Below are 22,118 nucleotides of genomic sequence, written 5' to 3' on the forward strand. Positions count from 1 at the left end.
CTTCCAGAAGCCGCCTTGCCGCGGACCCAGTGTCCTGTTCGTTCTACGGCGGCGTGTGTCGGGTGGTGGTGCACTGTTGCGCTTCGTGCACCGTGTGAGTCCGAAATTAGGCAGAACAGGTGAAGCGGTCGGCGGGGGAGAGTGAACGGAAAGTGAACCGTGCCGTAAGGCCGGGTGCGGGTACTCCGTACGGGGTGTCAGTGGCGTGAGGTGGCCATGGCGGCGTCCAGGAGTTCGCGGTCCCGTGGCTGGGTGAGGCGGGCGCGGGCCTCGCCCGGGGGCAGCCAGGCGAGGCGGTCGACCTCGCGGTTCGGCGCGAAGGCGCCGTCGAGGGCCCGGGCCGCCCAGTAGACGACCTCCTTGGGGCGGCCGGCCACCGGGTAGCGGGCCGTGGGGAGGCGGGGGCCGAGCGCGCAGCGCCGGCCCGTTTCCTCCAGGACCTCGCGCAGCGCGCAGGCCTCCGCGGTCTCCCCGCGCTTCCGCTTCCCCTTCGGGTGCGACCAGTCGTCGTACTTCGGCCGGTGGACGAGGGCGATCTCGATGCCGTGGCCGGAAACCGCCGGGCGCCAGAGCACGCATCCGGCGGCGCGGATCGGTTCCTGGAGGGGAGCGGTGCTCACGGGACCGGGGCCGTCGCTCTGCGCCAGGCGTGCTGGAAGGCGAAGCGGGCCGCTTCGACCTCGTGACGCTGGTCGGCGTGGAGGACCCCGAGGGCGTACGCCGTCGCCGGGGCGATCCGGGGGGTGCGGGCCGCCGCGGCGGCCGCCGCCGCGGCCTCGGCGGCGTCGCGGTGCCGGTCGAGGGCGCGGGCGGACTCGTACAGGACGGGGTCGGGCTCGCCGCCGGTGTGGAGGACCTCGGAGGCGTACCGGTGCAGGCGCAGCAGGTGCCGGGTCCGGTGCCAGGGCGCGTCCTGGGTCTCGCCGGCGGCGAGGGCGAGGGCGTCGGCGTTGTACGGGTGGGCCGCCCGGGTCAGCGGGAGCGCGGCCACCGATTCGAGGAGGCGCCGCTCGGCGACCGCGGCGGGCGCGTCCACGACCTCCATGGCGGGGGCCGAGCCCGCGGGGCCGAGGGGAACCTCGGAGGCGAGGAGGGCGACGGCGTCGGCGACCGCGTGGAAGCGGGCGGAGCCGAGGGCCTGGAGGGCCGCCGAGTGGGCGCGCGTACGGGCCAGGGTCAGCTGGCGGTCGAGGAGGGCGCCGGCCCGGGCGGCGCCGACGGTGAGTCCCGCTCCGGCGCCCGCTTGTGCTCCCGCTCCCGCCGCCGCCGCACCGCCGCGGGCGGCCGGCACCGGGGCGCCGCTGCTCGACAGGCGGGACAGCGCGTCCACCAGCCGGACGAGCCGGGAGGTGCAGGCGTGCTCCAGGGCCAGGGTCCCGGAGAGCCAGGCGAGCTCGGTCCGCAGCTGGTCGGCCCAGGCGGCGTCGAGCAGCGGCCGGAAGGTGTGGAGGGTGCCGCTGATCCGGCGGGCGGCGGCTCTCAGCGTACGGGCGGCCTCGTCCGTACCGGCCGCGTCCGAGCCGCTTTCGCCGTGGATCCGCAGGCCGCGGAGGAAGTCCGCGGCCCGGGCATGGAGATAGGGGGCCACGACCTCCCCCGCCGTGACGTCCCGCAGGGGGTCAAGGTTGTGCACGCCGGCGCCTCCGCGCGTCGATGAGCATCTCCTGGACGTGCCGCAGCGGCCGGCCCTCGGGATCGGTCGCGTGCCGCGTCCAGTTCCCGTCGGGGCCGAGGTGCCAGGAGGAGGTGGTGTCGGACATCCCGGTCTCCAGGAGCCGGGTCAGGGCAGCCCGGTGGGCCGGGTCCGAGACCCGTACGAGGGCCTCGATCCGGCGGTCCAGGTTGCGGTGCATCATGTCGGCGCTGCCGAACCAGACCTCGGGTTCGCCGCCGTTGCCGAAGGCGAAGATCCGGGAGTGCTCCAGGAAGCGACCGAGGACCGAGCGGACCCGGACGTTCTCGGAGAGGCCGGTGACCCCGGGGCGCACGGCGCAGATGCCGCGGACCCAGATGTCGACCGGCACTCCGGCCCGGGAGGCCTGGTAGCAGGCGTCGATGATCGCTTCGTCGACCATCGAGTTGACCTTGATCCGGACGTACGCGGGCCGGCCGGCGCGGTGGTGGGCGATCTCCTTGGTGATCCGGGAGACCAGACCGTCCCGCAGCGACTTGGGCGCCGTGAGCAGCCGCCGGTACGTCTCGCGGCGCGAGTAGCCGGAGAGCCGGTTGAACAGGTCGGACAGGTCCGCGCCGACCTGGGGGTCGGCGGTGAGCAGGCCGAGGTCCTCGTAGAGCCGGGCCGTCTTGGGGTGGTAGTTGCCGGTGCCGACGTGCGAGTACCGGCGGAGGAGGTCGCCCTCCTGCCGGACGACCAGCGACAGCTTGCAGTGCGTCTTCAGGCCGACGAGGCCGTAGACGACGTGGCAGCCGGCCTCCTCCAGCTTCCGCGCCCACTTGATGTTGGCCTGCTCGTCGAAGCGGGCCTTGATCTCGACGAGGACGAGGACCTGCTTGCCGGACTCGGCGGCGTCGATGAGGGCGTCCACTATCGGGGAGTCGCCGGACGTCCGGTACAGCGTCTGCTTGATCGCGAGGACGTCCGGGTCGGCCGCCGCCTGCTCCAGGAAGGCCTGCACGGAGGTGGAGAAGCTGTCGTACGGGTGGTGCAGCAGCACGTCCCGCTCGCGCAGCGCCGCGAAGATGTCCGGCGCGGACGCCGACTCGACCTCGGCCAGGTCCCGGTGCGTGCCCGCGACGAACTTCGGGAACTTCAGCTCAGGCCGGTCCTGCCCGGCGATGCCGAAGAGACCGGTCAGGTCGAGCGGGCCGGGCAGCGGGTACACCTCGGCGTCGGAGACCTTCAGCTCGCGCACGAGGAGATCGAGGACGTACGGGTCGATGGACTCCTCGACCTCCAGGCGGACCGGCGGGCCGAAGCGGCGCCGCATGAGCTCCTTCTCCAGGGCCTGGAGCAGGTTCTCGGCGTCGTCCTCCTCGACCTCCAGGTCCTCGTTCCGCGTCACCCGGAACATGTGGTGCGCGAGCACCTCCATGCCGGGGAACAGCTCCTCCAGGTGCGCCGCGATGACGTCCTCCAGGGGGACGTACCGCTGCGGGGAGGCCTCCAGGAAGCGGGAGAGCAGCGGCGGCACCTTGACGCGCGCGAAGTGGCGGTGGCCGCTGACCGGATTGCGGACGACCACGGCGAGGTTGAGGCTCAGGCCGGAGATGTACGGGAAGGGGTGCGCCGGGTCCACGGCGAGCGGGGTGAGGACGGGGAAGATCTGCTGCCGGAACAGGGTGAAGAGCCGCGCCTGCTCCTTCTCCGTGAGCTCGGGCCAGCGGATCAGGTGGATGCCCTCGTCGGCCAGGGCCGGTGCGACGTCCTGCTGGTAGCAGGCGGCGTGCCGGGCCATGAGCTCGCGCGAGCGGGTCCAGATGAGTTCGAGGACCTCGCGGGGCTGGAGGCCGGAGGCGGAGCGGGTGGCGACGCCGGTGGCGATGCGGCGCTTGAGACCGGCGACCCGGACCATGAAGAACTCGTCGAGGTTCGAGGCGAAGATCGCGAGGAAGTTCGCTCGTTCGAGGAGGGGGGTCGTGGGGTCCTCGGCCAGTTCGAGGACGCGTTCGTTGAACGCGAGCCAGCTGCGTTCCCGGTCGAGGAAGCGGCCCTGCGGCAGCTCGTCGCCGAGGGAGCCGTCGGCGACGTACGTGTCGGGATCGGCGTCCACGTCGGCGACGATGGCGGCGTCGGCGCTGTCCATGGCCTGCGGGCGGTGTGCGGCTATGGACCCGAGGGACGACGCGGCGGACGTCCGGGCGGACGAGGACGCGGACGTCTGGGATGACGTCTGGGCCGACGACTGGGCGGACGTCTGGGCGGACGGCGTGGCGGAGGACTGGACCGGGACCTCGGCGGGCTGCTGGCTCATGGCCCCATTCTTCCGCGCGAAGGGGTCATCGGGCGCGTCGGAGCGGGCCGTGGGGGAGGGAAGTCTCCCCTTGGGGAGGACCGCCCTGCCGGGCGTGGTCACGGAGCGCTTCATTGCGTGAGCGTCGCAAGCGCGTCTGAATGGCCGGTAACGACGACATGTCGTCCCGGAATCGGGGGCGGGGCCGTGTCAGGGCCCCGCCCCGGGCGTGCGGCGTGCGGGTCTACGCGTGTCGGGCACGCAGGACGCGGAAGGCGGCGTACAGCGCGAGGGCGGCGAGGGCGAGGACGATTCCGGTCTCGATGAGCTGGGTGGGCCAGAAGTGGGATGCGGGGTGGTAGTCCCAGTAGCTGCCGGTGACGTTCATGTCGGCCGGGCAGACGTCCCAATGCTCGGTCCGGTCGAAGCAGGCGTGGCTCGGCAGGCGTTCCCCGGTGGCGGTGAGCAGGCCTGTTTCGGTCCCGCGGGAGGCGATGTCCACGGAGATGCCGTGGGTTCCGGGGAGAGGCCCGGTCAGGGTCTTCACCGGAATCAGCGACCAGCGGAGCGAGGCGATGACGAGCAGGATGAGGCCGGTGACGAGGCCGGTGAGGGCCATGGCCGTCACGGTGCGGCGGACCAGCTGGCCGATCAGGGAGCCGAGGGCGAGCGCGAACAGCGACTGGGCGACGAGGACGGGTCCGGTGGACACGTACGGGCCCGGTTCGTACCAGAGGAAGGACGAGGTGTCGCCGAGGTTCGCCCAGCCGAGCCGGTAGGCGCCGATCAGGGTGATCGTGCCGACGACGGTCACGGCGCCGGCGACCGCGAGCTTCGTGCCGAGCCAGCGTGCGGGGGAGACGGACTGGGTGAGGGCGAGCTTGTACGTGCCCGATTCCAGCTCGCGCGCCACCATCGGGCCGGCGACGAACGCTCCGACGAGGAAGGGGACGACGGTCATGCCGGTCTGGGCCCAGTCCACGGCGATGCGGAGGAGGGAGTGGGCGTGGACCCCGTTCGTACCGACCGTTCTGCTGTCCCAGTAGCGGACCCAGACCATGCCCACGAGGCTCAGCAGGACTCCGGCGCCCGCCAGCCACAGCGTCCGCCGGTACTGGCGGACCGTCACCCAGGAGGGGCCCTTCAGGGCGAGCGTGCTCATGCCGAGGCTCCTTCGGGGGCGCGGAGGTGGGCGAGGAGGAGGTCCTCCAGGGAGGGTTCCTGGGTTTTCCAGGGCCCTTCGACCGGGCCCTCGTGGCGGATGAGGGCCGTGAGCTGACGGCCCGTCGTGCGGGACTCGACGACCGCGTGCGGGGAGAGGTCGGCGACCGGGCCCGTGAGCAGGGTGTGGGCGGCGAGGAGTTCGTCCACGGCGCCGTCGAGGCGGATCCGGCCGCCGTGGAGCAGGAGCAGGTGGTCGCAGGCGCCCTCCAGCTCGGTGAGGATGTGCGAGGACATGACGACGGTCGTGCCGTGTTCGGCGGCGTCGGCCATGAGCAGGCCCATCAGCTGGTGGCGGGCGAGCGGGTCGAGGTCGGCCATCGGCTCGTCCAGGAGCAGGAGTTCGGCCCGCTTGCCGAGGGCGAGCGCGAGGGCGACGCGGGTGCGCTGGCCGCCGGAGAGGTCGCGTACGAGGGCGTGCGGGTCGAGTTCGTCGGCCACCACGCGCTGCGCGGCGGTCTCGTCCCAGCGGCCCGGGTTGAGCTCGCGGCCCATGCGCAGGGTGTCGGCGACGGAGAGCCGGGGGTGGAGCGGCTTCTCCTGGGCGACGTACGCGAGGTGCTCGCGCGCGGGGGCCTCGATGGTGCCCTCGGTGGGGCGGAGGAGCCCGGCGGCGAGGGCGAGGAGGGTGGACTTGCCGGCGCCGTTGGGGCCGACGAGGGCGCAGATCCGGCCGGCGGGGAGGGCGAACTCGCACTCCCGCAGGGCCCAGCCGCGGCCTCTCCCTCCGTATTTCTTGCCCAGGAGACCGGCCTCCAGCGCGATGCCGTCTCTCGTCATGCGTCGTCCCCCTCGAAGTGTTCCTTCAGTACGGATGTGAAGAGCGCGGACACGTCCTCGCGGTCCAGTCCCGCGGCGCGGGCGCGGCGGGCCCAGTCGGCGAGTTCGCCGCGGAGGGGCGAGTCGGCGGGGCCCGTGCCGAGTGTGGTGCGGACGAAGGTGCCCAGGCCTCTGCGGGCCTCGACGAGGCCCTCGCGTTCGAGCTCGCGGTAGGCCTTGAGGACCGTGTTGGGGTTGATGGCCGTCGATTCGACGACCTCGCGTGCGGTGGGCAGTCGGTCGCCGGGTTCCAGGAGGCCCATCCGGAGGGCCTGCTTCGTCTGCTGGACGATCTGGAGGTAGGTGGCGACGCCACTGCGCCGGTCGATGCGGTACTCGACCACGTTCCCTTCCACCACCCTTTCACTAATCAAGTAGTGAAAGGGTGGTGGAAAGAAGGGGGCGGTGTCAACCGCCCCCTGCCCTCAAAGGGTTTGAAGGAGAGTCAGGACTCCGTGCGGTACATCAGGTCCACCTCGTGCGTCACGAAGCCGAGCCGCTCGTAGACCGTCACCGCCGCCGTGTTGTCCGCGTCCACGTACAGCATCGCCGTCGGCAGCCCCTGCGCCGCCAGGTACCGCAGGCCGATCGCCGTGAGCGCCTTGCCGAGGCCGCCGCCCTGCGCCTCGGGCAGGATGCCGACCACGTACACCTCGCCGAGCTGCTCCTCGGCGTGCGTCTTCGTCCAGTGGTAGCCGATCAGCTTCCCGTCACGCTCCGCCAGGAAGAAGCCCTTCGGGTCGAACCACGGCTCGGCCATCCGGTCGTCCAGGTCGCGCTGCGTGAGCGAGCCCTGCTCGGGGTGGTGCGCGAAGGCGGTCGCGTTGACGGCGAGCCAGGCCGTGTCGTCCTGGCCGGGGACGAACGTCCGGACGGTGACGCCCTCGGGCAGCACCGGATCCGGGATGTCCAGCGGCGTCAGGGACCGCCGCAGCTGGCGCAGTTCGCGGAAGAGCGTCAGGCCGAGGACCTGCGCGAGGTGCCGGGCCGCCGACTTGCCGCCGTGCGCCCAGACGCGCAGCCGCTTGCCGGACGCGCCGAGCAGGGCGGTACCGAGCGCCCGGCCGTGGCCGCGGCCCCGGTGGCTCGGGTGGACGACGAGCTCGGCGGCCGGGGCCTCGATCGGGTCGGTCTCCTCCAGCTGGGCGTAGCCGTAGAGGTGCGGTCCGACGGAGAGCAGGAAGTGGCGCACGCCCTCGCGGCGGCCGTGCCGCAGGTAGAGGCGCCCCTGCTCGGACACGGCGTGCAGCCCGTCGGCCCGGTCGGCGGCCTCAAGGAGCTCCAGTACGTCCTGGATCTGCTCGGGGGAGAGCTCGTCATACGTGTGGATCTGCCGTCCGGGTTCGATGGCCGGCGCCGCGTCGGAAGTCATGGGTACGAGCCTACGGTGACGTACCGCCGCCCCGGGGAAAGGCGGCGGCAACTGTCTTGTAACCCGCTACCCCCTGTTGCGCTACGCGCGTTGACTCTAGGCTGCACCGGCAGACGGGGGAGTAGATCAACGCCGCAAAAGGGGCAAGGGGCAAAGGGGAAAGATGGCAGCGACACCGGGGAACAAGCGGAAGAACAAGACCGGGCGGCGCATTCTGGCCGCCGGGGCGGGACTCGCGACCGTCGGCGCTCTGTTCGCCGCGATGCCGTCGGCGGGGGCCGCCGGGGACGAGTTCGCCGCCGGGAGCGAGAGCGCGTACGGGAACGGCAAGGGCTGGGGCCGGATGGTCGACGTCCAGCTGCTGTCCTTCAACGACCTCCACGGCAACCTGGAGCCGCCGACCGGCTCGTCGGGCCGGCTCACCCACCTCAAAGAGGACGGCACGACCGAAACCATCAACGACGTCGGCGGCGTCGAGTACCTGGCCACGCACCTGCGGCAGGCCCGCCAGGGCAACCGGTACTCCGTCACCGCCGCCGCGGGCGACATGATCGGCGCCTCGCCGCTGGTCTCCGGACTGTTCCACGACGAGCCGACCATCGAGGCGCTGAACAAGCTGAAGCTCGACGTGAGCTCGGTCGGCAACCACGAGTTCGACGAGGGCGCGCGCGAGCTGGCCCGCATGCAGAACGGCGGCTGTCACCCGACCGAGGGCTGTTTCGAAGGGGACAAGACCTTCAAGGGGGCGGACTTCCCCTACCTCGCGGCCAACGTGACGAACGAGAAGACCGGCAAGCCGCTGCTCGACCCGTACTTCATCTGGGAGCGCGACGGCGTCAAGATCGGCTTCATCGGCGTCACCCTCGAAGGCACGGCGAACATCGTGTCCGCCGAGGGCATCAAGGGCCTGAAGTTCGGCGACGAGGTCGAGACGATCAACAAGTACGCCAAGGTGCTGGAGCGCAAGGGCGTGAAGTCGATCGTCGCCCTGCTCCACGAGGGCGGCCTGCCGGCCTCGGGCGCGTACAACTACGACTGTGACAGCCCGGGTCCCGGCAACGGCATCTCCGGCCCGATCGTCGACATAGCCAAGAACGTCAGCCCGCAGGTCGACGCCCTGGTCACCGGCCACACCCACCAGGCCTACGCGTGCACCATCGCGGACCCGGCGGGCAAGCCGCGCACGGTCACCTCGGCGGCCTCCTTCGGCCGGCTCTACACCGACACGACGCTCACCTACGACCGTCGTACGAAGGACATCGTCCGCACCGCCGTCGCCTCCGCGAACCACGTCGTCACCCGTGACGTGAAGCCGGCCGACGACATGGGCAAGCTGATCAAGCGCTGGAAGGACCTGGCCGCGCCGATCGCCGGGCGTCCCGTCGGCCACATCTCCGCCGACATCGAGAACCCCCTCGATGTGGCGGTGTACGAGAAGCCGCTGGGCAACCTGATCGCGGACGCGCAGCTGGAGGGCATGGCCCCGGCGGACAAGGGCGGTGCGCAGCTCGCCCTGATGAACCCGGGCGGCGTCCGCGCGCCGCTGACCCACAAGGCGTCCGGCGCCGAGGGCGACGGGGTCGTGACCTACGGCGAGGCGTACACCGTCCAGCCGTTCACCAACATGATGACGGCGGTCGACCTGACCGGCGCCCAGCTCGTCACCACGCTCCAGCAGCAGGTCAGCGGCCTCAACCTGGCGGCCCCGAAGATCCTCCAGGTGTCGAGGAACTTCACGTACACCCTGGACATGACGAAGACCGGTGCCGACCGGATCGTGGTCGACTCGGTGCGGCTGAACGGTGAGGCGATCGACCCGGCGAAGACCTACCGGGTCGCGATGAACGAGTTCCTGTCCGGTGGCGGCGACGGCTTCGCCGTCCTGAAGGAGCACAAGAACAAGCTGGTCGGCGCGTCCGACCTGGACATGTTCACCGCCTACCTGGCGGCGCACTCCTCGGCCACCGCGCCGCTGGCTCCGCCGGCGACGGGCCGCATCACGGTCGTCAAGTAGCCCTTCCGGGCCCCTGAGCGAGGGGGCGGCGGACCGTTCCGACGGGTCGCCGCCCCCTTTCGCGTACGTCCGGAAGACCCCTGGTGTGTTTGTCGTGACCCTGACATCATCCGGCTCATGGAGCGACGACGTTTTCTCGTGGGTGCCCTCGGCGCCGGGGCCGCAGTGATGCTCGGGGCGCCCGCCGCGTCCGCCGTGGACGTACGGGCCTGGATGGCGGCGCACGGGGACGGTACGGCCCTGCGGCAGCTGACCATCCCTGGAACCCACGACTCCGGCGCCCGCTACGGCGGCCCCTGGACCGAGTGCCAGAACAGCACCATCGCCCAGCAGCTGGACAGCGGGATCCGGTTCCTCGACGTCCGGTGCCGGGTGACCGGCGGGTCCTTCGCCATCCACCACGGCGCCTCGTACCAGAACCTGATGTTCGGGGACGTCCTCGTCGCCTGCCAGGCCTTCCTCGCCGCCCACCCCTCCGAGACCGTCCTCATGCGCGTCAAGCAGGAGTACTCGGAGGAGTCCGACGCGACCTTCCGCGCCGTCTTCGACGACTACCTCGACGCGCGCGGCTGGCGCTCCCTCTTCCGGATCGGCGACGGCCTGCCGCTCCTCGGCGAGGCCCGCGGCCGCGTCGTCCTGCTCGCGGACAACGGAGGACTGCCGGGCGTCCGCTACGGCGACGGCTCGCTCTTCGACATCCAGGACGACTACATGGCCGAGCCGTTCGGCAAGTACCCCAAGATCGAGGCCCACTTCAGGAAGGCCGTCGCCCAGCCCGGGAAGCTGTACGTCAACTACGTGTCGACCGCCGCCGCGCTCCCGCCCCGCTGGAACGCCGACCGGCTCAACCCCCGCGTCCACTCCTGGCTCGACGGCGCCGAGGCCGCCGGGCGGACCGGGCTCGGAATCGTCCCCATGGACTACCCGAACACCCGGTCAGGCCTCGTCGAGGCCCTGCTCCGGCACAACTAGCCGCAACTAGCCGCAACTAGCCGGAGCGCGAGGCCTTCTCGCCGTGGACGGCGGTGTACTCGGCCGCCAGCCAGGGTCCCAGGTCGTCGATGAGCACGGAGAGGACCGCCGGATCGGGCGAGGGCGCGCGGCCGGTCGCCACGGCGAGGCGCATCTGCTCGGCACGCTCCGGGTAGAAGCCGGCGAAGGCCGCGGCGGACCGGTCGAGGTCGCTGGTCCAGCCGCCCCACCGGGGCATGACCAGGGTGAACCCGGTACGGACGAGCCGGCGCCCGACCCTTCTGCCGAGGGCGCGGCGGTCGTCGCCCCGGGCCGCGCGGTCGCGCCAGCCGGGGAGCAGACGGGCGAGGTCGCCGTTCGTCTCGCGGGCGAGGAGCGAGGTGGGGCGGTACCGGGGGAGTTCGTCGGAGAGGTCGGGGCCGAGGAGCGGGGTGCAGAGGCAGGCGACGAAGAAGCCCGCGTCGTGGCGCTCGGCCTCGCTGAGCAGGAGTCGCGTGCCGGACAACAGGATGCCGACGCCGTCGGTCTGGGGGAAGTCGCGGTCGAGCGCGGTCTCGACGGCACGGGCGTCGGCGCGGTCGGCCGCGGTCGGCTCGTCGTGGAGGGCGAGCTGGAGATCGAGGTCGGAGACGCCCGGGGTCGCGGTGCCGCGGGGAACGCTGCCGTACAGGTAGGCGCTGTGCAGGCGGTCCGGGCCGAACGTTCCCGAGATCCGGGCGCGGGCGGCCTCGACGACCGGCGCGAACGCCTCGGACACCCGCTCCAGGGCGCCTTCGCGCGCGATCGTTCCGTCGGGGGCGAGGCCGCGTTCGTCGTCCATGGCGACACTGTGCCCCGCGACTCGCGTCGGCCGCCTCCGGGTTTCGGCCGACGCAGGCGGCGACGCTCTCCGGTGCTCCGGTCTTCAGCGCTCCGGTCTTCAGCGCTCCGGCCGTCAGTGCTCCGGCCGTCAGTGCTCCGGTCGTCAGCGCTCCGGCGGCGGAGTCGGCGCGCCCGGCAGGCGGACCGTCGCCACCGTGCCGCCGCCCGGGGCCGGGGCGAGGCTCGCCGAGCCGCCCGCCTGGTGGACCGTACGGGCGACGATCGAGAGGCCCAGGCCCGAGCCCGGCAGGCTGCGGGCCGACGGGGAGCGCCAGAAGCGGTCGAAGACGTGGGGCAGCTCGTCCGGCGGGATGCCGGGGCCGTGGTCCCGGACCGTCAGCTCGCCGCGCATCAGGGTCACCTCGACCGTGCCCCGGGGCGGCGAGAACTTCACCGCGTTGTCCAGGACGTTGACGAGGGCGCGCTCGATCGCCGCCGGCTCGGCCCGTACGTACCAGGGCGCGAGGTCCGTGACGAAGGTCAGCTCCGGGCCGCGCAGCCGCACCCGGTCCAGGGCCGCGCGCAGGATGGTGTGGAGCGGGACCACTTCGAGGGGGCCGGGCCGTACGGTGTCCGGGCGCGCCAGCTCCTGGAGGTCGCCGATCAGGGCCGCCAGTTCCGTCATCTGCGCCTTCACCGAGGCCATCAGGGCCCGCCGGTCGTCCGGCGGGATCGCCCGGCCGGTCTCCTCGCTCCGCGCGAGCAGCTCGACGTTCGTCCGGAGCGACGTGAGGGGCGTACGGAGTTCGTGGCCGGCGTCCGCGATCAGCTGCGCCTGCCGGTCGCGGGAGGTCGCGAGCGCCGCCGTCATGGCGTTGAAGGAGCGCGACAGGCGGGCGATCTCGTCCTCGCCGTCCACCGGGATGCGGACGGTCAGGTCCTCGGTCGCGGCCACGTGCTCGACGGCGCCGGTCAGCCGGTTCACCGGTTCGAGGCCGGTCCGCGCCACCCACAGCCCGGCCGCGCCGGCGCCGACGACGCCGATCCCGGAGACCAGGAGGAGCACCCAGCGGAGGGTGGACATCGAGTTGTCGATCTCGGCGAGCGGGCGGGCGACGGAGACCGCGAGCCCGGGCGGGCCGTCGTGCGGGTAGGTGTAGACCCGCATCTCCCGGCCGTCGTCGTCCTTCACCGTGTGCAGCGCGTACGACAGCTGGCCGCGTGCCACGGCGAGGTCGGCGGGGCCGGCCGGGATCGCGGCCTGGCCCGAGGTGCACACGCTGCCGTTGGCGAAGAGCAGCTGCACGGTGTACGAGCCGCCCACCGGCGGCGGCGTCGTGCCCAGGCGGCACAGGGTGAGCAGGTTCTGCACGGAGGCGGCCTCCAGCCTGCTGCTGCGCAGCGAGGAGTCCAGCTCCGCCTCCAGCTGGGCCCGCGTCACGAACCAGCAGGCCAGCGAGACCGCCGCCACCGCGACCGCCACCGCGAACGCGGTGAGCAGCGCGAGCCGCGACCGCAGGGGCCGCGACCGGAACCAGGCGAGCGGGCGGAAACGGGCGAGCGGCCGGAAGCGAGACCCGGGGCGGGGTCCGTCGCCGGGCGCGGGCCGGGGTCCGTCGCCGGACGTGGGTCCGCTGCCGGGCGCGGGCCGGGGTCCGTCGCCGGACGTGGGTCCGCTGCCGGGCGCGGGTCGGGGCTCGTCGCCGGACGTGGCTCCGCTGCCGGACCCGGGCCGGGGCTCGTCGCCGGGCCGTGGCGTCTCCGGGACGGTCACTCGCTTCCTCCTCCGCGCAGGACGTAGCCGACGCCCCGCACCGTGTGCACGAGGCGCGGCTCGCCGCCCGCCTCCGTCTTGCGCCGCAGGTACATCACGTACACGTCGAGCGAGTTCGAACTCGGCTCGAAGTCGAAGCCCCACACCGCCTTGAGGATCTGCTCCCGGGTCAGGACCTGGCGCGGGTGCGCCAGGAACATCTCCAGGAGCGTGTACTCGGTGCGGGTCAGCTCCACCGTCCGCCCGCCGCGGGTCACCTCGCGCGTCGCCAGGTCCATCCGCAGGTCCTCGAAGGACAGCACGTCGCCGTCGGCCGGGGCCGCGGCGGCGGAGGCGTACGAGCTGCGCCGGAGCAGCGCCCGGATCCGGGCGAAGAGCTCGTCGAGCTCGAAGGGCTTCACGAGGTAGTCGTCCGCGCCGGCGTCGAGGCCGGTGACCCGGTCGCCGACGGTGTCGCGGGCGGTCAGCATCAGGATCGGCACGGTCGAGCCGGCCGCCCTGATCCGCCGGGCCGCCGTCAGCCCGTCCATACGGGGCATCTGGACGTCGAGGACGACGAGGTCGGGGGCGTACGCCTCGATCCGGGCGAGCGCGTCGAGGCCGTCGACGGCGTCCTGCGTGTCGTACCCCTCGAAGGCGAGGCTGCGGCGCAGGGCCTCCCGCACCGCGGGCTCGTCCTCGACGATCAGGATGCGCTCGCGGGCGCCTTCGTTCACCTGGCCAGTCATGGCACCAGCCTCGCACGCGCTCTCTTCACCAGGTGGTGCGCCGTTCAGTTGCCGCCGCCGGAGCGGAGGCTGTCGAGGTCGGCCTTCACGGTGTCGATCGGAATGGCGAATCCGAGGCCGACACTTCCGGCCGTGGAACCGCTCGAAGAACTGGGCGAATACATGGCCGAATTGATTCCGATGATCTCGCCGTTCATATTGATCAACGCGCCGCCGGAATTCCCGGGGTTGAGCGAGGCGTCGGTCTGGATCGCCTTGTACGTCGTCTTCGACGAGCCCGTGTCGCCGTTGAACTGCTGTCCGCCGAACTCGAACGGCCAGCCCTGTCGCGGGTCGTACTGCTGCTGCCCCTGCTGCTGGTCCTGGCCGGAGCCGGCACCGGCACCGGCACCGGCACCGTCATCGTCCTTGGCGACGGTCACGTCCCGGTCGAGCGCGGAGACGATGCCGCTGGTGACCGTGCCGGTCAGGCCCTCGGGGGAGCCGATCGCCACGACCTCCTCGCCGACCTTCACCTTCGACGAGTCGCCGAGCGCGGCGGCCTTCAGACCGGAGGCGCCCTGGAGTTTGATCAGCGCCAGGTCCTTGTCGGGGTCCGTGCCGACGACATCGGCCTCGTACGACTTCCCGTCGCTGAGCTGCACGGTGACCGTGGAGGCGCCGGAGATCACGTGGTTGTTGGTGATGATCTCGCCGTCGGAGGTGATGATCACGCCCGAGCCGGTGGACTTGCCGGAGTTCGAGGTCGCGGAGATCTCGACGATGGAGGGGGAGACGGCCTGGGCGACGCCGGCGACCGTCCCCACGCTGCTCGCGGAGACGTTCGTGCCGTTCACGGCCGAGGAGGCGGTGGCGGGGGCGTCGGAGGTGAGCTGCTGGACGAGGGTCGCCGTGCCGCCGCCGACGGCCGCGGCGGCGATGGCCACGGCCGCGAGCAGCCCGACCCCGCGTTTGGCGCGACGACGGGAGTCCGGAGCGGCGCCTGGGGCGGGGGCCGCGGCTCCGGCGACCGGTGGATCCACGGGCGGCGGGACGTGCCCGCCGGACGGAGGCACCTGCCCGCCGGACGGCCAGATCGTGGTCCCCGGCTCCGTGGTGATCGGCTGCGTCGCCTCGTACGGCTGGGCCGGGGCGTACGGGGGCCTCGGGGGCTGCGGCGGGTAGTACGGCTGCTGCTGCGGCTGCTGCTCCTGGAAGTCCGTCATGGCTACGACTCTCGGATCCGTACATGAGAGCCGTCTGAGGACCGGCTGAGAAGCCCGACAGAACCCTGTATGCCCGAAATAAGGATCCCGGGCCATAAGGATCCCGAGCCATGAGGATCCCGGGCCATGAGGATCCCGAGCCCGTGTGGTGACGAGCCCGTGTGATCACACGGGCTCGTACCGGCCTGCGGTCCTGCTCGGCGCTACTCGCCGCAGCCGCAGGAGCGGCGGACGACCAGGGCCGACGGGAAGAGCTTGAGCCGCTCGCGGCGCGAGCCCGCGACCCGCAGGCTGTCGTCCAGGACCAGGTCCACCGCCGCCCGGGCCATCGCCGGGCGGTCCGAGGAGATCGTGGTCAGCGGCGGGTCCGTGAGCGCCGCCTCCTTCACGTCGTCGAAGCCCGCGACCGCCAGCTCCGACGGCACCTCGATGCGCAGCTCGCGCGCCGCCCGCAGGACACCGAAGGCCTGGTCGTCGGTGGAGCAGAAGATGGCCGGCGGCCTGTCCGGGCCGGCGAGCAGCTTCAGGGCCACCTGGTAGGCGTCGTAGCGGTTGTACGGGGCCTCGAAGAGCCGGCCCTCGGTCGGGAGGCCCGCCTCCACCATGGCGCGCCGCCAGCCCTCGACGTGGTCGGCGACCGGGTCGCCGACGGCCGGGGTGTTCGGGATGCCGCCCAGGCAGGCCACGTACGGGTGACCGTGCTCCAGGAGGTGCCGGGTGGCGAGCTGGGCGCCGCCGATGTCGTCCGTCACGACGGCCACGTCGTCGATCGCCTCGGGGCGCTCGTGCAGCAGCACCACGCGCGCGTCCCAGGCCTCGATCTCGCTCGCGGCCTGTTCGCTCATGCCCTGGCTGACGAGGATCAGTCCGGAGACCCGCATGCCGAGGAAGGCCCGCAGGTAGTGGACCTCGCGCTCGGTCCGGTAGTCGGAGTTGCCGACGAGCACCATCTTTCCGCGCTCGGCGGCGGCCTGCTCGACCGCGTGGGCCATCTCCGCGAAGAACGGCTGCCGGGCGTCGGGGACGATCATGCCTATGAGGTCCGTGCGCCGGGACGCCATCGCCTGGGCCACCCGGTCCGGGCGGTAGCCCAGCTCCTTGATGGCGGCGAGGACACGCTCGCGCGTGGCCGGGGCGACCGGCCGGGGTCCGTTGTTGATGACGTAGCTCACGACCGCGGTCGAAGTACCTGCCAGTCGAGCTACGTCATCCCGCGTCACCTTGGCCACGCGCGGCAGTCTACGCGGGGTGACCTACCTACCGGCAGGTCGCACTGTGGCGTCCACCACGTTCCTGTCCTCCGCCGGGGTGACTTCCCGGTCGGCCTCCTTGACACGGGCGGTGCGGGCGGCTTCCTCCGTACGGGGGTCCGTCCGGGTGTCCTTCGCCCTGGCCTCGTTCGCCCGGGCCTCCTCGGCCGCGCGCTCGACCTTCTCCGGGGTGACGAAGCGGTAGCCGACGTTCCGCACGGTGCCGATCAGCGACTCGTGCTCGGGGCCCAGCTTCGCCCGCAGCCGCCGCACGTGGACGTCGACCGTACGGGTGCCGCCGAAGTAGTCGTACCCCCACACCTCCTGGAGGAGCTGGGCACGCGTGAAGACCCGGCCCGGGTGCTGGGCCAGGTACTTGAGGAGCTCGAACTCCTTGAAGGTCAGGTCCAGGACCCGGCCCTTGAGCTTCGCGCTGTACGTCGCCTCGTCGACCGACAGGTCGCCGTTGCGGATCTCCATCGGGGAGTCGTCGGAGACGATCTGCTGGCGGCCCATCGCGAGCCGCAGCCGCGCCTCGACCTCGGCCGGTCCCGCGGTGTCGAGGAGGACGTCGTCGATGCCCCAGTCGGCGGTGACGGCCGCGAGACCGCCCTCCGTGACGACGAGGATCAGCGGACAGCCGGGCCCCGTGGAGCGCAGCAGCTGACAGAGCGAGCGGACCTGCGGGAGGTCGCGCCGGCCGTCGACGAGGATCACGTCCGCGCCGGGGGTGTCCACGAGGGCGGGGCCCTCGGCCGGAGCGACCCGGACGTTGTGCAGCAGCAGGCCGAGTGCGGGCAGCACCTCGGTCGACGGCTGGAGGGCGTTGGTCAGGAGCAGCAGAGAGCTCATACCGCGCCACCTGCCATCGGTCGGTCGTGCTTCGTTCGCTCGCTCATCACGCGGTTCCTCCTCGGTCCCTGCGAGGACGTGCACTGCTTCGTACAGATCACTGGTCGGTGATCTGTACGATCACCGGCCGCTCTCGCGCCCTGAGAGCTTTTGTTCACCTATCCGTAACAACGGTCGGAAAACGCAAAAGGACCCGGGGGCTGCGTCGCCCGGATCCTCTGCCCAGCAGAATAGCCCACATGAGTTCAGAGGGAGAGAGGCGATTTCATATGGTGGATGTCTCGTCGCTCACTTCCGTCCATCCGCGTGATCCACGGCGTGTGATGTTGCGTACGGATGACGGTGTCCGTATCGAGGCGGTTTACGAACCCTCCGGTGCAAGTGTCACCGAAACGGCGGTCGTCGTCGCCCACGGCTTCACCGGATCGGCCGACCGGCCCGCCGTCCGCCGCGCCGCCCGCGCCTTCGCGGAGCGCGGCGCGGCCGTCGTGACCTTCTCCTTCCGCGGGCACGGCGGCTCCGGCGGCCGCTCCACGGTCGGCGACCGGGAGGTCCTCGACCTGTCCGCCGCCGTCCGCTGGGCCCGCGAGCTCGGCCACGCGCGCGTGGCGACGGTCGGCTTCTCCATGGGCGGGTCCGTCGTCCTGCGCCACGCGGCCCTGGAGCGGGGCACGGACGGACGCGTGGACGCGGTGGCCGCCGTCTCCGCCCCCGCACGCTGGTACTACCGGGGTACGGCCCCGATGCGCCGCCTCCACTGGGTCGTCACCCGCCCCGCGGGCCGGCTGGTCGGCCGGTACGGGCTCCGCACCCGGATCGACGGGCGGACCTGGGACCCCGTACCCCTCTCGCCCGTCGAGGCGGTCCCGCTGATCGCGCCGGTCCCGCTGCTGATCGTGCACGGCGACCGGGACGCGTACTTCCCGCTCGACCACCCGCGCACGCTGGCCGCCGCCGGCGGCGGCGCGGCGGAGCTCTGGCTGGAGCGGGGGATGGGCCACGCCGAGAACGCGGCGGACGAGGAGCTGCTCGCCCGGCTGGGGGACTGGCTCACGCGCCGATAGCCCATCATGGGGGGCGGCGCGCACACGAACGAAGGGAGCGCCGCTATGGCAGCGGGAACCATCCGCTACTGGGCCGCGGCCAAGGCCGCCGCCGGTGTCGCCGAGGAGCCGTACACCGCCGAGACCCTGGCGGAGGCCCTGGACGCGGCCCGCGAGAAGCACCCGGGCGAGCTCGTCCGGGTCCTGATGCGGTGCTCGTTCCTGATCGACGGCGACCCCGTCGGCACCCGGAGCCATGAGACCGTACGGCTTGCCGAGGGCGGCACGGTCGAGGTGCTCCCCCCGTTCGCAGGAGGGTGAACCCCACAGCATGAGCAACGACCAGCAGTACGACCCGTACGCGAACGGGCACGGGCAGCAGGGCCATGGGCACCAAAGCCATGGGCAGCAGGGCCACGGGCAGCAGGGCCACGACGTCACGCAGACGTGGGAGGGCCAGACCTGGGACACGCAGTTCCAGCCCGCGGTCCAGCAGCCGCAGCCGCAGCAGCAGCCCGTGACGTACGAGGCGCCCTATCAGGCGCCGTACCAGGATCCGTACGCGCAGCCGGCCTACGAGCCCGCTTACGAGCCCGCCTACGACAACACGGCGTACCTGGCGCCGCAGGGCGCCGTGGCGTACGAGCAGCAGCCGTACGCGGCGGCCCAGGCGGCTGCTCCCGTGGCACCCGCGCCTCCCGTGGCGTACGACACGCCCGTACCGGCGGCGTACGCGCCGGAGCCCGTGGCCGAGGCGGCGCCCGCCGCCGGCTACTCGTCGCCGACCACCTCCGGGAACACCCGGATCACCGACGCCCAGCGCGCGCGTGCCGAAGGCCGCTCGCCCGTGATCGAGCCCGGGCTCCAGCCGGCGGCCCTGACCGCCGTCCTCGGCCTGCTGCTCGCCGGCGGCGCCGCGATCGGCCCGTACGGGCTCCTCGTCCCGCTCGTCCTGCTCCAGGGCCTCACCGCCGCCGGCTGGTTCCGGCTCAACGGCATGTGGCCCGCCCGGCAGGGCATCGCCCTCGCCTTCGCCGGCGGTCTCGTCGCCGACGCCGCCCTGCTCGCCACCGGCCGGGAGCACGCGGCCGCCGCGATCCTGGGCACGCTCGGCGTGTGGGTCCTGCTCTGCCTCGTCCTCCAGCTCCGCAGCCACGCCGACCCGGACGAGCGCATGTACGGCCTGATGGCCGGCATCGCCTCGGCCGCGCTGACGGTCGTCGCCGCCGGGCACCTCGGCGCCGCGCCCGACGCGGTCGTCGTCGGCGGGATCGCGGTCGCCGCGACCGTCGTCGCCCGGGCGCTCCCGCTGCCCGGCCCGGTCTCCCTGATCGTCGCGCTCCTCGCGGGCGCGGGCGCCGGGATCGCCGCCGGCGGGCTGAACGACCTGGGTTCCTCCGGTGCGCTGGTCGGTCTCGCGGCCGGGGTCTGCGCGCTGGTCGGCCTGCGGGTGGCCAGCTACGACTACCCGTCGCGCTTCGTCCACATGACCGCGGGGATCGCGCTGCCGCTGACGGCCGCCGCGCCCGCCGTCTACCTGCTGGGCCGCGCCCTGGCCTGATCCGGGCCGGCAGCGGCACGGGAACCAACCGGCCCCTCGACACGTCGATCTTCGTGTCGGGGGGCCGAACGCTTAGTCGAACGCCTATCTGTCTATCGGGGGGACGCACAGCCCATGCGAGCACTGCGGATTCTGTTGATCGTGGCCGTCGTGCTGGGCGGGGTGCTCGTCGGGATCGACCGGCTCGCCGTGGCGTACGCCGAGTCGGAGGCGGCGAGCCGGGTGAATCTCTCGGGGGCGCGCAGCAAGTCGATCGAGATCGACATCAAGGGCTTCCCCTTCCTCACCCAGGTCGCGGACAAGCGGTTCGACGAGGTCGACGTGGTGGCGAAGGACGTCGAGGCGACGGCCGGCAGCCGGAAGATCAACATCGCCGAACTGACGGCCTCGCTCCGGGACGTGACGGTCACCGGCGACTGGTCGGGCGCGCGGGCGGGCTCGGCGTCCGGCACCGCCCTCATCTCGTACGCGGACCTCACGGCCGCCGCCGACCGCGAGGCCACCGTCGCCTACGGCGGCGACGGGAAGGTGAAGGTCACCGGAGGGATCGAGATCATGGGCCGCAAGCTGACCCGCTCGGTCCTGTCGACCGTGACCGTCGTGAACGGCGACACCATCAAGGTCCGCGCGGACGAGGTGCCGGGCGAGGGCATTCCCGGCGTCGAGGGCCTGGTCCGCGAGCGGACCGACTTCCAGCGGCCGATCGGGCTGATCGCCGGGATGAAGGTGGAGAAGGTCGAGGCCAGGCCGGACGGCCTCGCCGTCGCGGTGTCGGGCAAGGACATCGCCCTGGCGGGCTGAGCCCCCTGGGAGGGGCCTCGGGAGGGCCCCGGCAGGGCCCCGAGCGGGCCCCGGGAGGCCTTGAGCGGGTCCTTTGCCACCCCTCTGATCACATGGTGAGACACCACCGTCCGATCCGCAGAAAGCGAACCGGACACCTCTGTGCGGAGGCGTCCGGAGCCGACCCCTGCGGTGATCACGTCTCGCATCTCGGACGATCGCGTCTCAAAATACGACACACCGGTGACACGGCCGCCTGTCCGTCCCTACGATCGAGGGCATGAAGCGACAGGCGGATCTCACGAAGCGGCGGGCAGTAGACCTGTGCCGCGTCGCCGCCATGCTCTGTCGCTCAGTCTGAGCGGGACCACCGACTCCCGTATTCCTTCAGGCCCTTCGACCGCGGTCGGGGCCGACCTGTGCAGCCGTACGCACGTCGTACGCCACGCGACGACGCGTACCGCATCACAAACCCGCACCAACCGCACCACACCGCCGCACACTGCCCCGGAGGAGAACAGCATGGCTCGCAGCGACGTCCTGGTCGACGCGGACTGGGTCGAGGCCAACCTCGACAACCCGCAGGTCGTCATCGTCGAGGTCGACGAGGACACCTCGGCCTACGAGAAGAACCACATCCGCAACGCCGTCCGGATCGACTGGACCCAGGACCTTCAGGACCCGGTCCGCCGCGACTTCATCGACCAGGAGGGCTTCGAGAAGCTCCTCTCGGCCAAGGGCATCGCGAACGACACCACGGTCGTCCTCTACGGCGGCAACAACAACTGGTTCGCCTCCTACGCCTACTGGTACTTCAAGCTCTACGGCCACCAGGACGTGAAGCTCCTCGACGGCGGCCGCAAGAAGTGGGAGCTCGACTCCCGCGACCTGGTCGACGGCTCCGCCGTGCCGGCCCGCCCGGCCACCGCGTACAAGGCCCAGGCCCAGGACTCCTCGATCCGCGCCTTCCGCGACGACGTCGTGGCCGCGATCGGCGCCCAGAACCTGGTCGACGTCCGGTCGCCCGACGAGTTCTCCGGCAAGCTGCTCGCCCCGGCGCACCTCCCGCAGGAGCAGTCGCAGCGCCCCGGCCACGTGCCGAGCGCCCGCAACATCCCGTGGTCGAAGAACGCCAACGACGACGGCACCTTCAAGTCGGACGCCGAGCTCAAGGCCCTCTACGAGGACGAGCAGGTCGATCTGGCGAAGGACACCATCGCGTACTGCCGCATCGGTGAGCGCTCCGCGCTCACGTGGTTCGTCCTGCACGAGCTGCTCGAGGTCACGAACGTCAAGAACTACGACGGCTCGTGGACCGAGTACGGCTCCCTCGTCGGCGTGCCGATCGAGCTCGGCGCCAACAAGTAAGCCTCCGGACCTCCCCTTCTCCGGACCCCTCGACCGTAAGGACAGAACACCATGTGTGGAGCGCAGCCCGGCGGCCCCGACGCCTCGACGATCAAGCCCGGTGAGACCACCATCCAGGGCTTCGTGACCAAGGACGGCGAGCCCGTCACCGGTTACGTCCGCCTCCTGGACTCGACCGGCGAGTTCACGGCCGAGGTCCCGACCTCCGCCACCGGACAGTTCCGTTTCTACGCGGCCGAGGGCACCTGGACCGTCCGCGCCCTGGTGCCGGGCGGCACCGCCGACCGCCAGGTCGTGGCGCAGAAGGGTGGCCTCGCAGAGGTCGCCATCGCGGTCTGATTCTCTGACGCGCCCCTCGCACCGCTCGGCGCCGGGGGCGCCTCACAGGCTTCGAGCCGCTGCGTCGGCCTCCGGCCGCCGGAGTCCGGCTCAGCGCGAAGCCTCGTA

At 72.2% G+C, this 22,118-nt stretch carries 22 protein-coding genes; 9 read left to right on the top strand and 13 right to left on the bottom strand.

Annotated features, from left to right (window positions below; genetic code table 11):
- Positions 1-197: 197 nt before the first annotated feature.
- The 7 genes from ACZ6K0_RS00125 to mshD form a co-directional block, all read right to left on the bottom strand.
- Positions 198-620 carry an NUDIX hydrolase gene (locus ACZ6K0_RS00125; protein ID WP_376410983.1) on the bottom strand — a complete coding sequence of 141 codons (423 nt, stop codon included), beginning with the start codon at positions 618-620 and terminating at the stop codon, positions 198-200.
- Positions 617-1,633, bottom strand: a complete 1,017-nt coding sequence (locus tag ACZ6K0_RS00130) for a CHAD domain-containing protein (RefSeq protein ID WP_469228881.1) — start codon at positions 1,631-1,633, stop codon at positions 617-619. The genes ACZ6K0_RS00125 and ACZ6K0_RS00130 overlap by 4 nt, the downstream gene beginning before the upstream one ends.
- Positions 1,620-3,932 (bottom strand): RNA degradosome polyphosphate kinase, encoded by a 2,313-nt coding sequence (locus ACZ6K0_RS00135; protein ID WP_376410989.1) that lies wholly within the window; start codon positions 3,930-3,932, stop codon positions 1,620-1,622. The genes ACZ6K0_RS00130 and ACZ6K0_RS00135 overlap by 14 nt, the downstream gene beginning before the upstream one ends.
- Positions 3,933-4,155: 223 nt before the next feature.
- On the bottom strand, positions 4,156-5,073 hold the full coding sequence (locus ACZ6K0_RS00140; RefSeq protein WP_469228882.1) for an ABC transporter permease: 918 nt from the start codon (positions 5,071-5,073) through the stop codon (positions 4,156-4,158).
- Positions 5,070-5,912: an ATP-binding cassette domain-containing protein gene (locus ACZ6K0_RS00145; RefSeq protein WP_469228884.1), complete on the bottom strand. Its 843-nt coding sequence runs from the start codon at positions 5,910-5,912 to the stop codon at positions 5,070-5,072. Before ACZ6K0_RS00145 ends, ACZ6K0_RS00140 begins: the two co-directional genes overlap by 4 nt.
- The gene (locus tag ACZ6K0_RS00150) at positions 5,909-6,295 is read right to left on the bottom strand and encodes a GntR family transcriptional regulator (protein WP_376411219.1); all 387 of its coding nucleotides are present in this window, start codon (positions 6,293-6,295) and stop codon (positions 5,909-5,911) included. Before ACZ6K0_RS00150 ends, ACZ6K0_RS00145 begins: the two co-directional genes overlap by 4 nt.
- A gap of 101 nt (positions 6,296-6,396) precedes the next feature.
- Positions 6,397-7,323, bottom strand: coding sequence for a mycothiol synthase (gene mshD / locus ACZ6K0_RS00155; protein ID WP_376410996.1), 927 nt, complete (start codon positions 7,321-7,323; stop codon positions 6,397-6,399).
- Between the two features lie 163 nt (positions 7,324-7,486).
- On the opposite strand from mshD, the gene ACZ6K0_RS00160 reads away from it, so the two are divergent.
- Together ACZ6K0_RS00160 and ACZ6K0_RS00165 are read left to right on the top strand one after the other, a co-directional pair.
- Positions 7,487-9,337 (top strand): bifunctional metallophosphatase/5'-nucleotidase, encoded by a 1,851-nt coding sequence (locus ACZ6K0_RS00160; protein WP_469228886.1) that lies wholly within the window; start codon positions 7,487-7,489, stop codon positions 9,335-9,337.
- Between the two features lie 117 nt (positions 9,338-9,454).
- Positions 9,455-10,309, top strand: coding sequence for a phosphatidylinositol-specific phospholipase C (locus ACZ6K0_RS00165; RefSeq protein ID WP_376411001.1), 855 nt, complete (start codon positions 9,455-9,457; stop codon positions 10,307-10,309).
- Positions 10,310-10,325: 16 nt separating this feature from the next.
- On the opposite strand, the gene ACZ6K0_RS00170 is transcribed toward ACZ6K0_RS00165, so the two are convergent.
- The 6 genes from ACZ6K0_RS00170 to ACZ6K0_RS00195 all read right to left on the bottom strand — a co-directional run bounded on the left by ACZ6K0_RS00170 (position 10,326) and on the right by ACZ6K0_RS00195 (position 16,919).
- Entirely contained in the window at positions 10,326-11,129 is an 804-nt protein-coding gene (locus ACZ6K0_RS00170; RefSeq protein WP_469228888.1) for a nucleotidyltransferase, read from the bottom strand.
- Positions 11,130-11,273: 144 nt separating this feature from the next.
- On the bottom strand, positions 11,274-12,629 hold the full coding sequence (locus ACZ6K0_RS00175) for a sensor histidine kinase (protein WP_376411221.1): 1,356 nt from the start codon (positions 12,627-12,629) through the stop codon (positions 11,274-11,276).
- Positions 12,630-12,880: 251 nt separating this feature from the next.
- Complete coding sequence (locus ACZ6K0_RS00180) at positions 12,881-13,612, bottom strand: response regulator transcription factor (protein WP_376411007.1); 732 nt, start codon at positions 13,610-13,612, stop codon at positions 12,881-12,883.
- Between the two features lie 44 nt (positions 13,613-13,656).
- Positions 13,657-14,817: a S1C family serine protease gene (locus ACZ6K0_RS00185; RefSeq protein ID WP_469228889.1), complete on the bottom strand. Its 1,161-nt coding sequence runs from the start codon at positions 14,815-14,817 to the stop codon at positions 13,657-13,659.
- A 203-nt stretch (positions 14,818-15,020) separates the two neighbouring features.
- Complete coding sequence (locus tag ACZ6K0_RS00190) at positions 15,021-16,046, bottom strand: LacI family DNA-binding transcriptional regulator (protein WP_376411012.1); 1,026 nt, start codon at positions 16,044-16,046, stop codon at positions 15,021-15,023.
- Positions 16,047-16,070: 24 nt separating this feature from the next.
- Entirely contained in the window at positions 16,071-16,919 is an 849-nt protein-coding gene (locus ACZ6K0_RS00195) for a response regulator transcription factor (protein WP_376411015.1), read from the bottom strand.
- Positions 16,920-17,158: 239 nt separating this feature from the next.
- Here ACZ6K0_RS00195 and ACZ6K0_RS00200 point away from each other — a divergent pair, with 239 nt between their 5' ends.
- From ACZ6K0_RS00200 to ACZ6K0_RS00230, 7 genes are all read left to right on the top strand, one after another.
- Positions 17,159-17,983 (top strand): alpha/beta hydrolase, encoded by an 825-nt coding sequence (locus tag ACZ6K0_RS00200; protein WP_376411018.1) that lies wholly within the window; start codon positions 17,159-17,161, stop codon positions 17,981-17,983.
- A gap of 45 nt (positions 17,984-18,028) precedes the next feature.
- Positions 18,029-18,283 (top strand): MoaD/ThiS family protein, encoded by a 255-nt coding sequence (locus tag ACZ6K0_RS00205; protein WP_376411021.1) that lies wholly within the window; start codon positions 18,029-18,031, stop codon positions 18,281-18,283.
- A gap of 10 nt (positions 18,284-18,293) precedes the next feature.
- Positions 18,294-19,523 carry a hypothetical protein gene (locus ACZ6K0_RS00210; protein ID WP_469228892.1) on the top strand — a complete coding sequence of 410 codons (1,230 nt, stop codon included), beginning with the start codon at positions 18,294-18,296 and terminating at the stop codon, positions 19,521-19,523.
- Positions 19,524-19,637: 114 nt separating this feature from the next.
- Positions 19,638-20,324 carry an LmeA family phospholipid-binding protein gene (locus tag ACZ6K0_RS00215; protein WP_469228894.1) on the top strand — a complete coding sequence of 229 codons (687 nt, stop codon included), beginning with the start codon at positions 19,638-19,640 and terminating at the stop codon, positions 20,322-20,324.
- 259 nt (positions 20,325-20,583) lie between these two features.
- Positions 20,584-20,664: a putative leader peptide gene (locus ACZ6K0_RS00220; protein ID WP_350497993.1), complete on the top strand. Its 81-nt coding sequence runs from the start codon at positions 20,584-20,586 to the stop codon at positions 20,662-20,664.
- Positions 20,665-20,825: 161 nt separating this feature from the next.
- Positions 20,826-21,671 carry a sulfurtransferase gene (locus tag ACZ6K0_RS00225; protein WP_376411030.1) on the top strand — a complete coding sequence of 282 codons (846 nt, stop codon included), beginning with the start codon at positions 20,826-20,828 and terminating at the stop codon, positions 21,669-21,671.
- A 51-nt stretch (positions 21,672-21,722) separates the two neighbouring features.
- Positions 21,723-22,010 (top strand): DUF1416 domain-containing protein, encoded by a 288-nt coding sequence (locus ACZ6K0_RS00230; protein WP_017242395.1) that lies wholly within the window; start codon positions 21,723-21,725, stop codon positions 22,008-22,010.
- Positions 22,011-22,118: the final 108 nt, after the last annotated feature.

This window comes from Streptomyces sp. NPDC042346, from assembly GCF_055581845.1.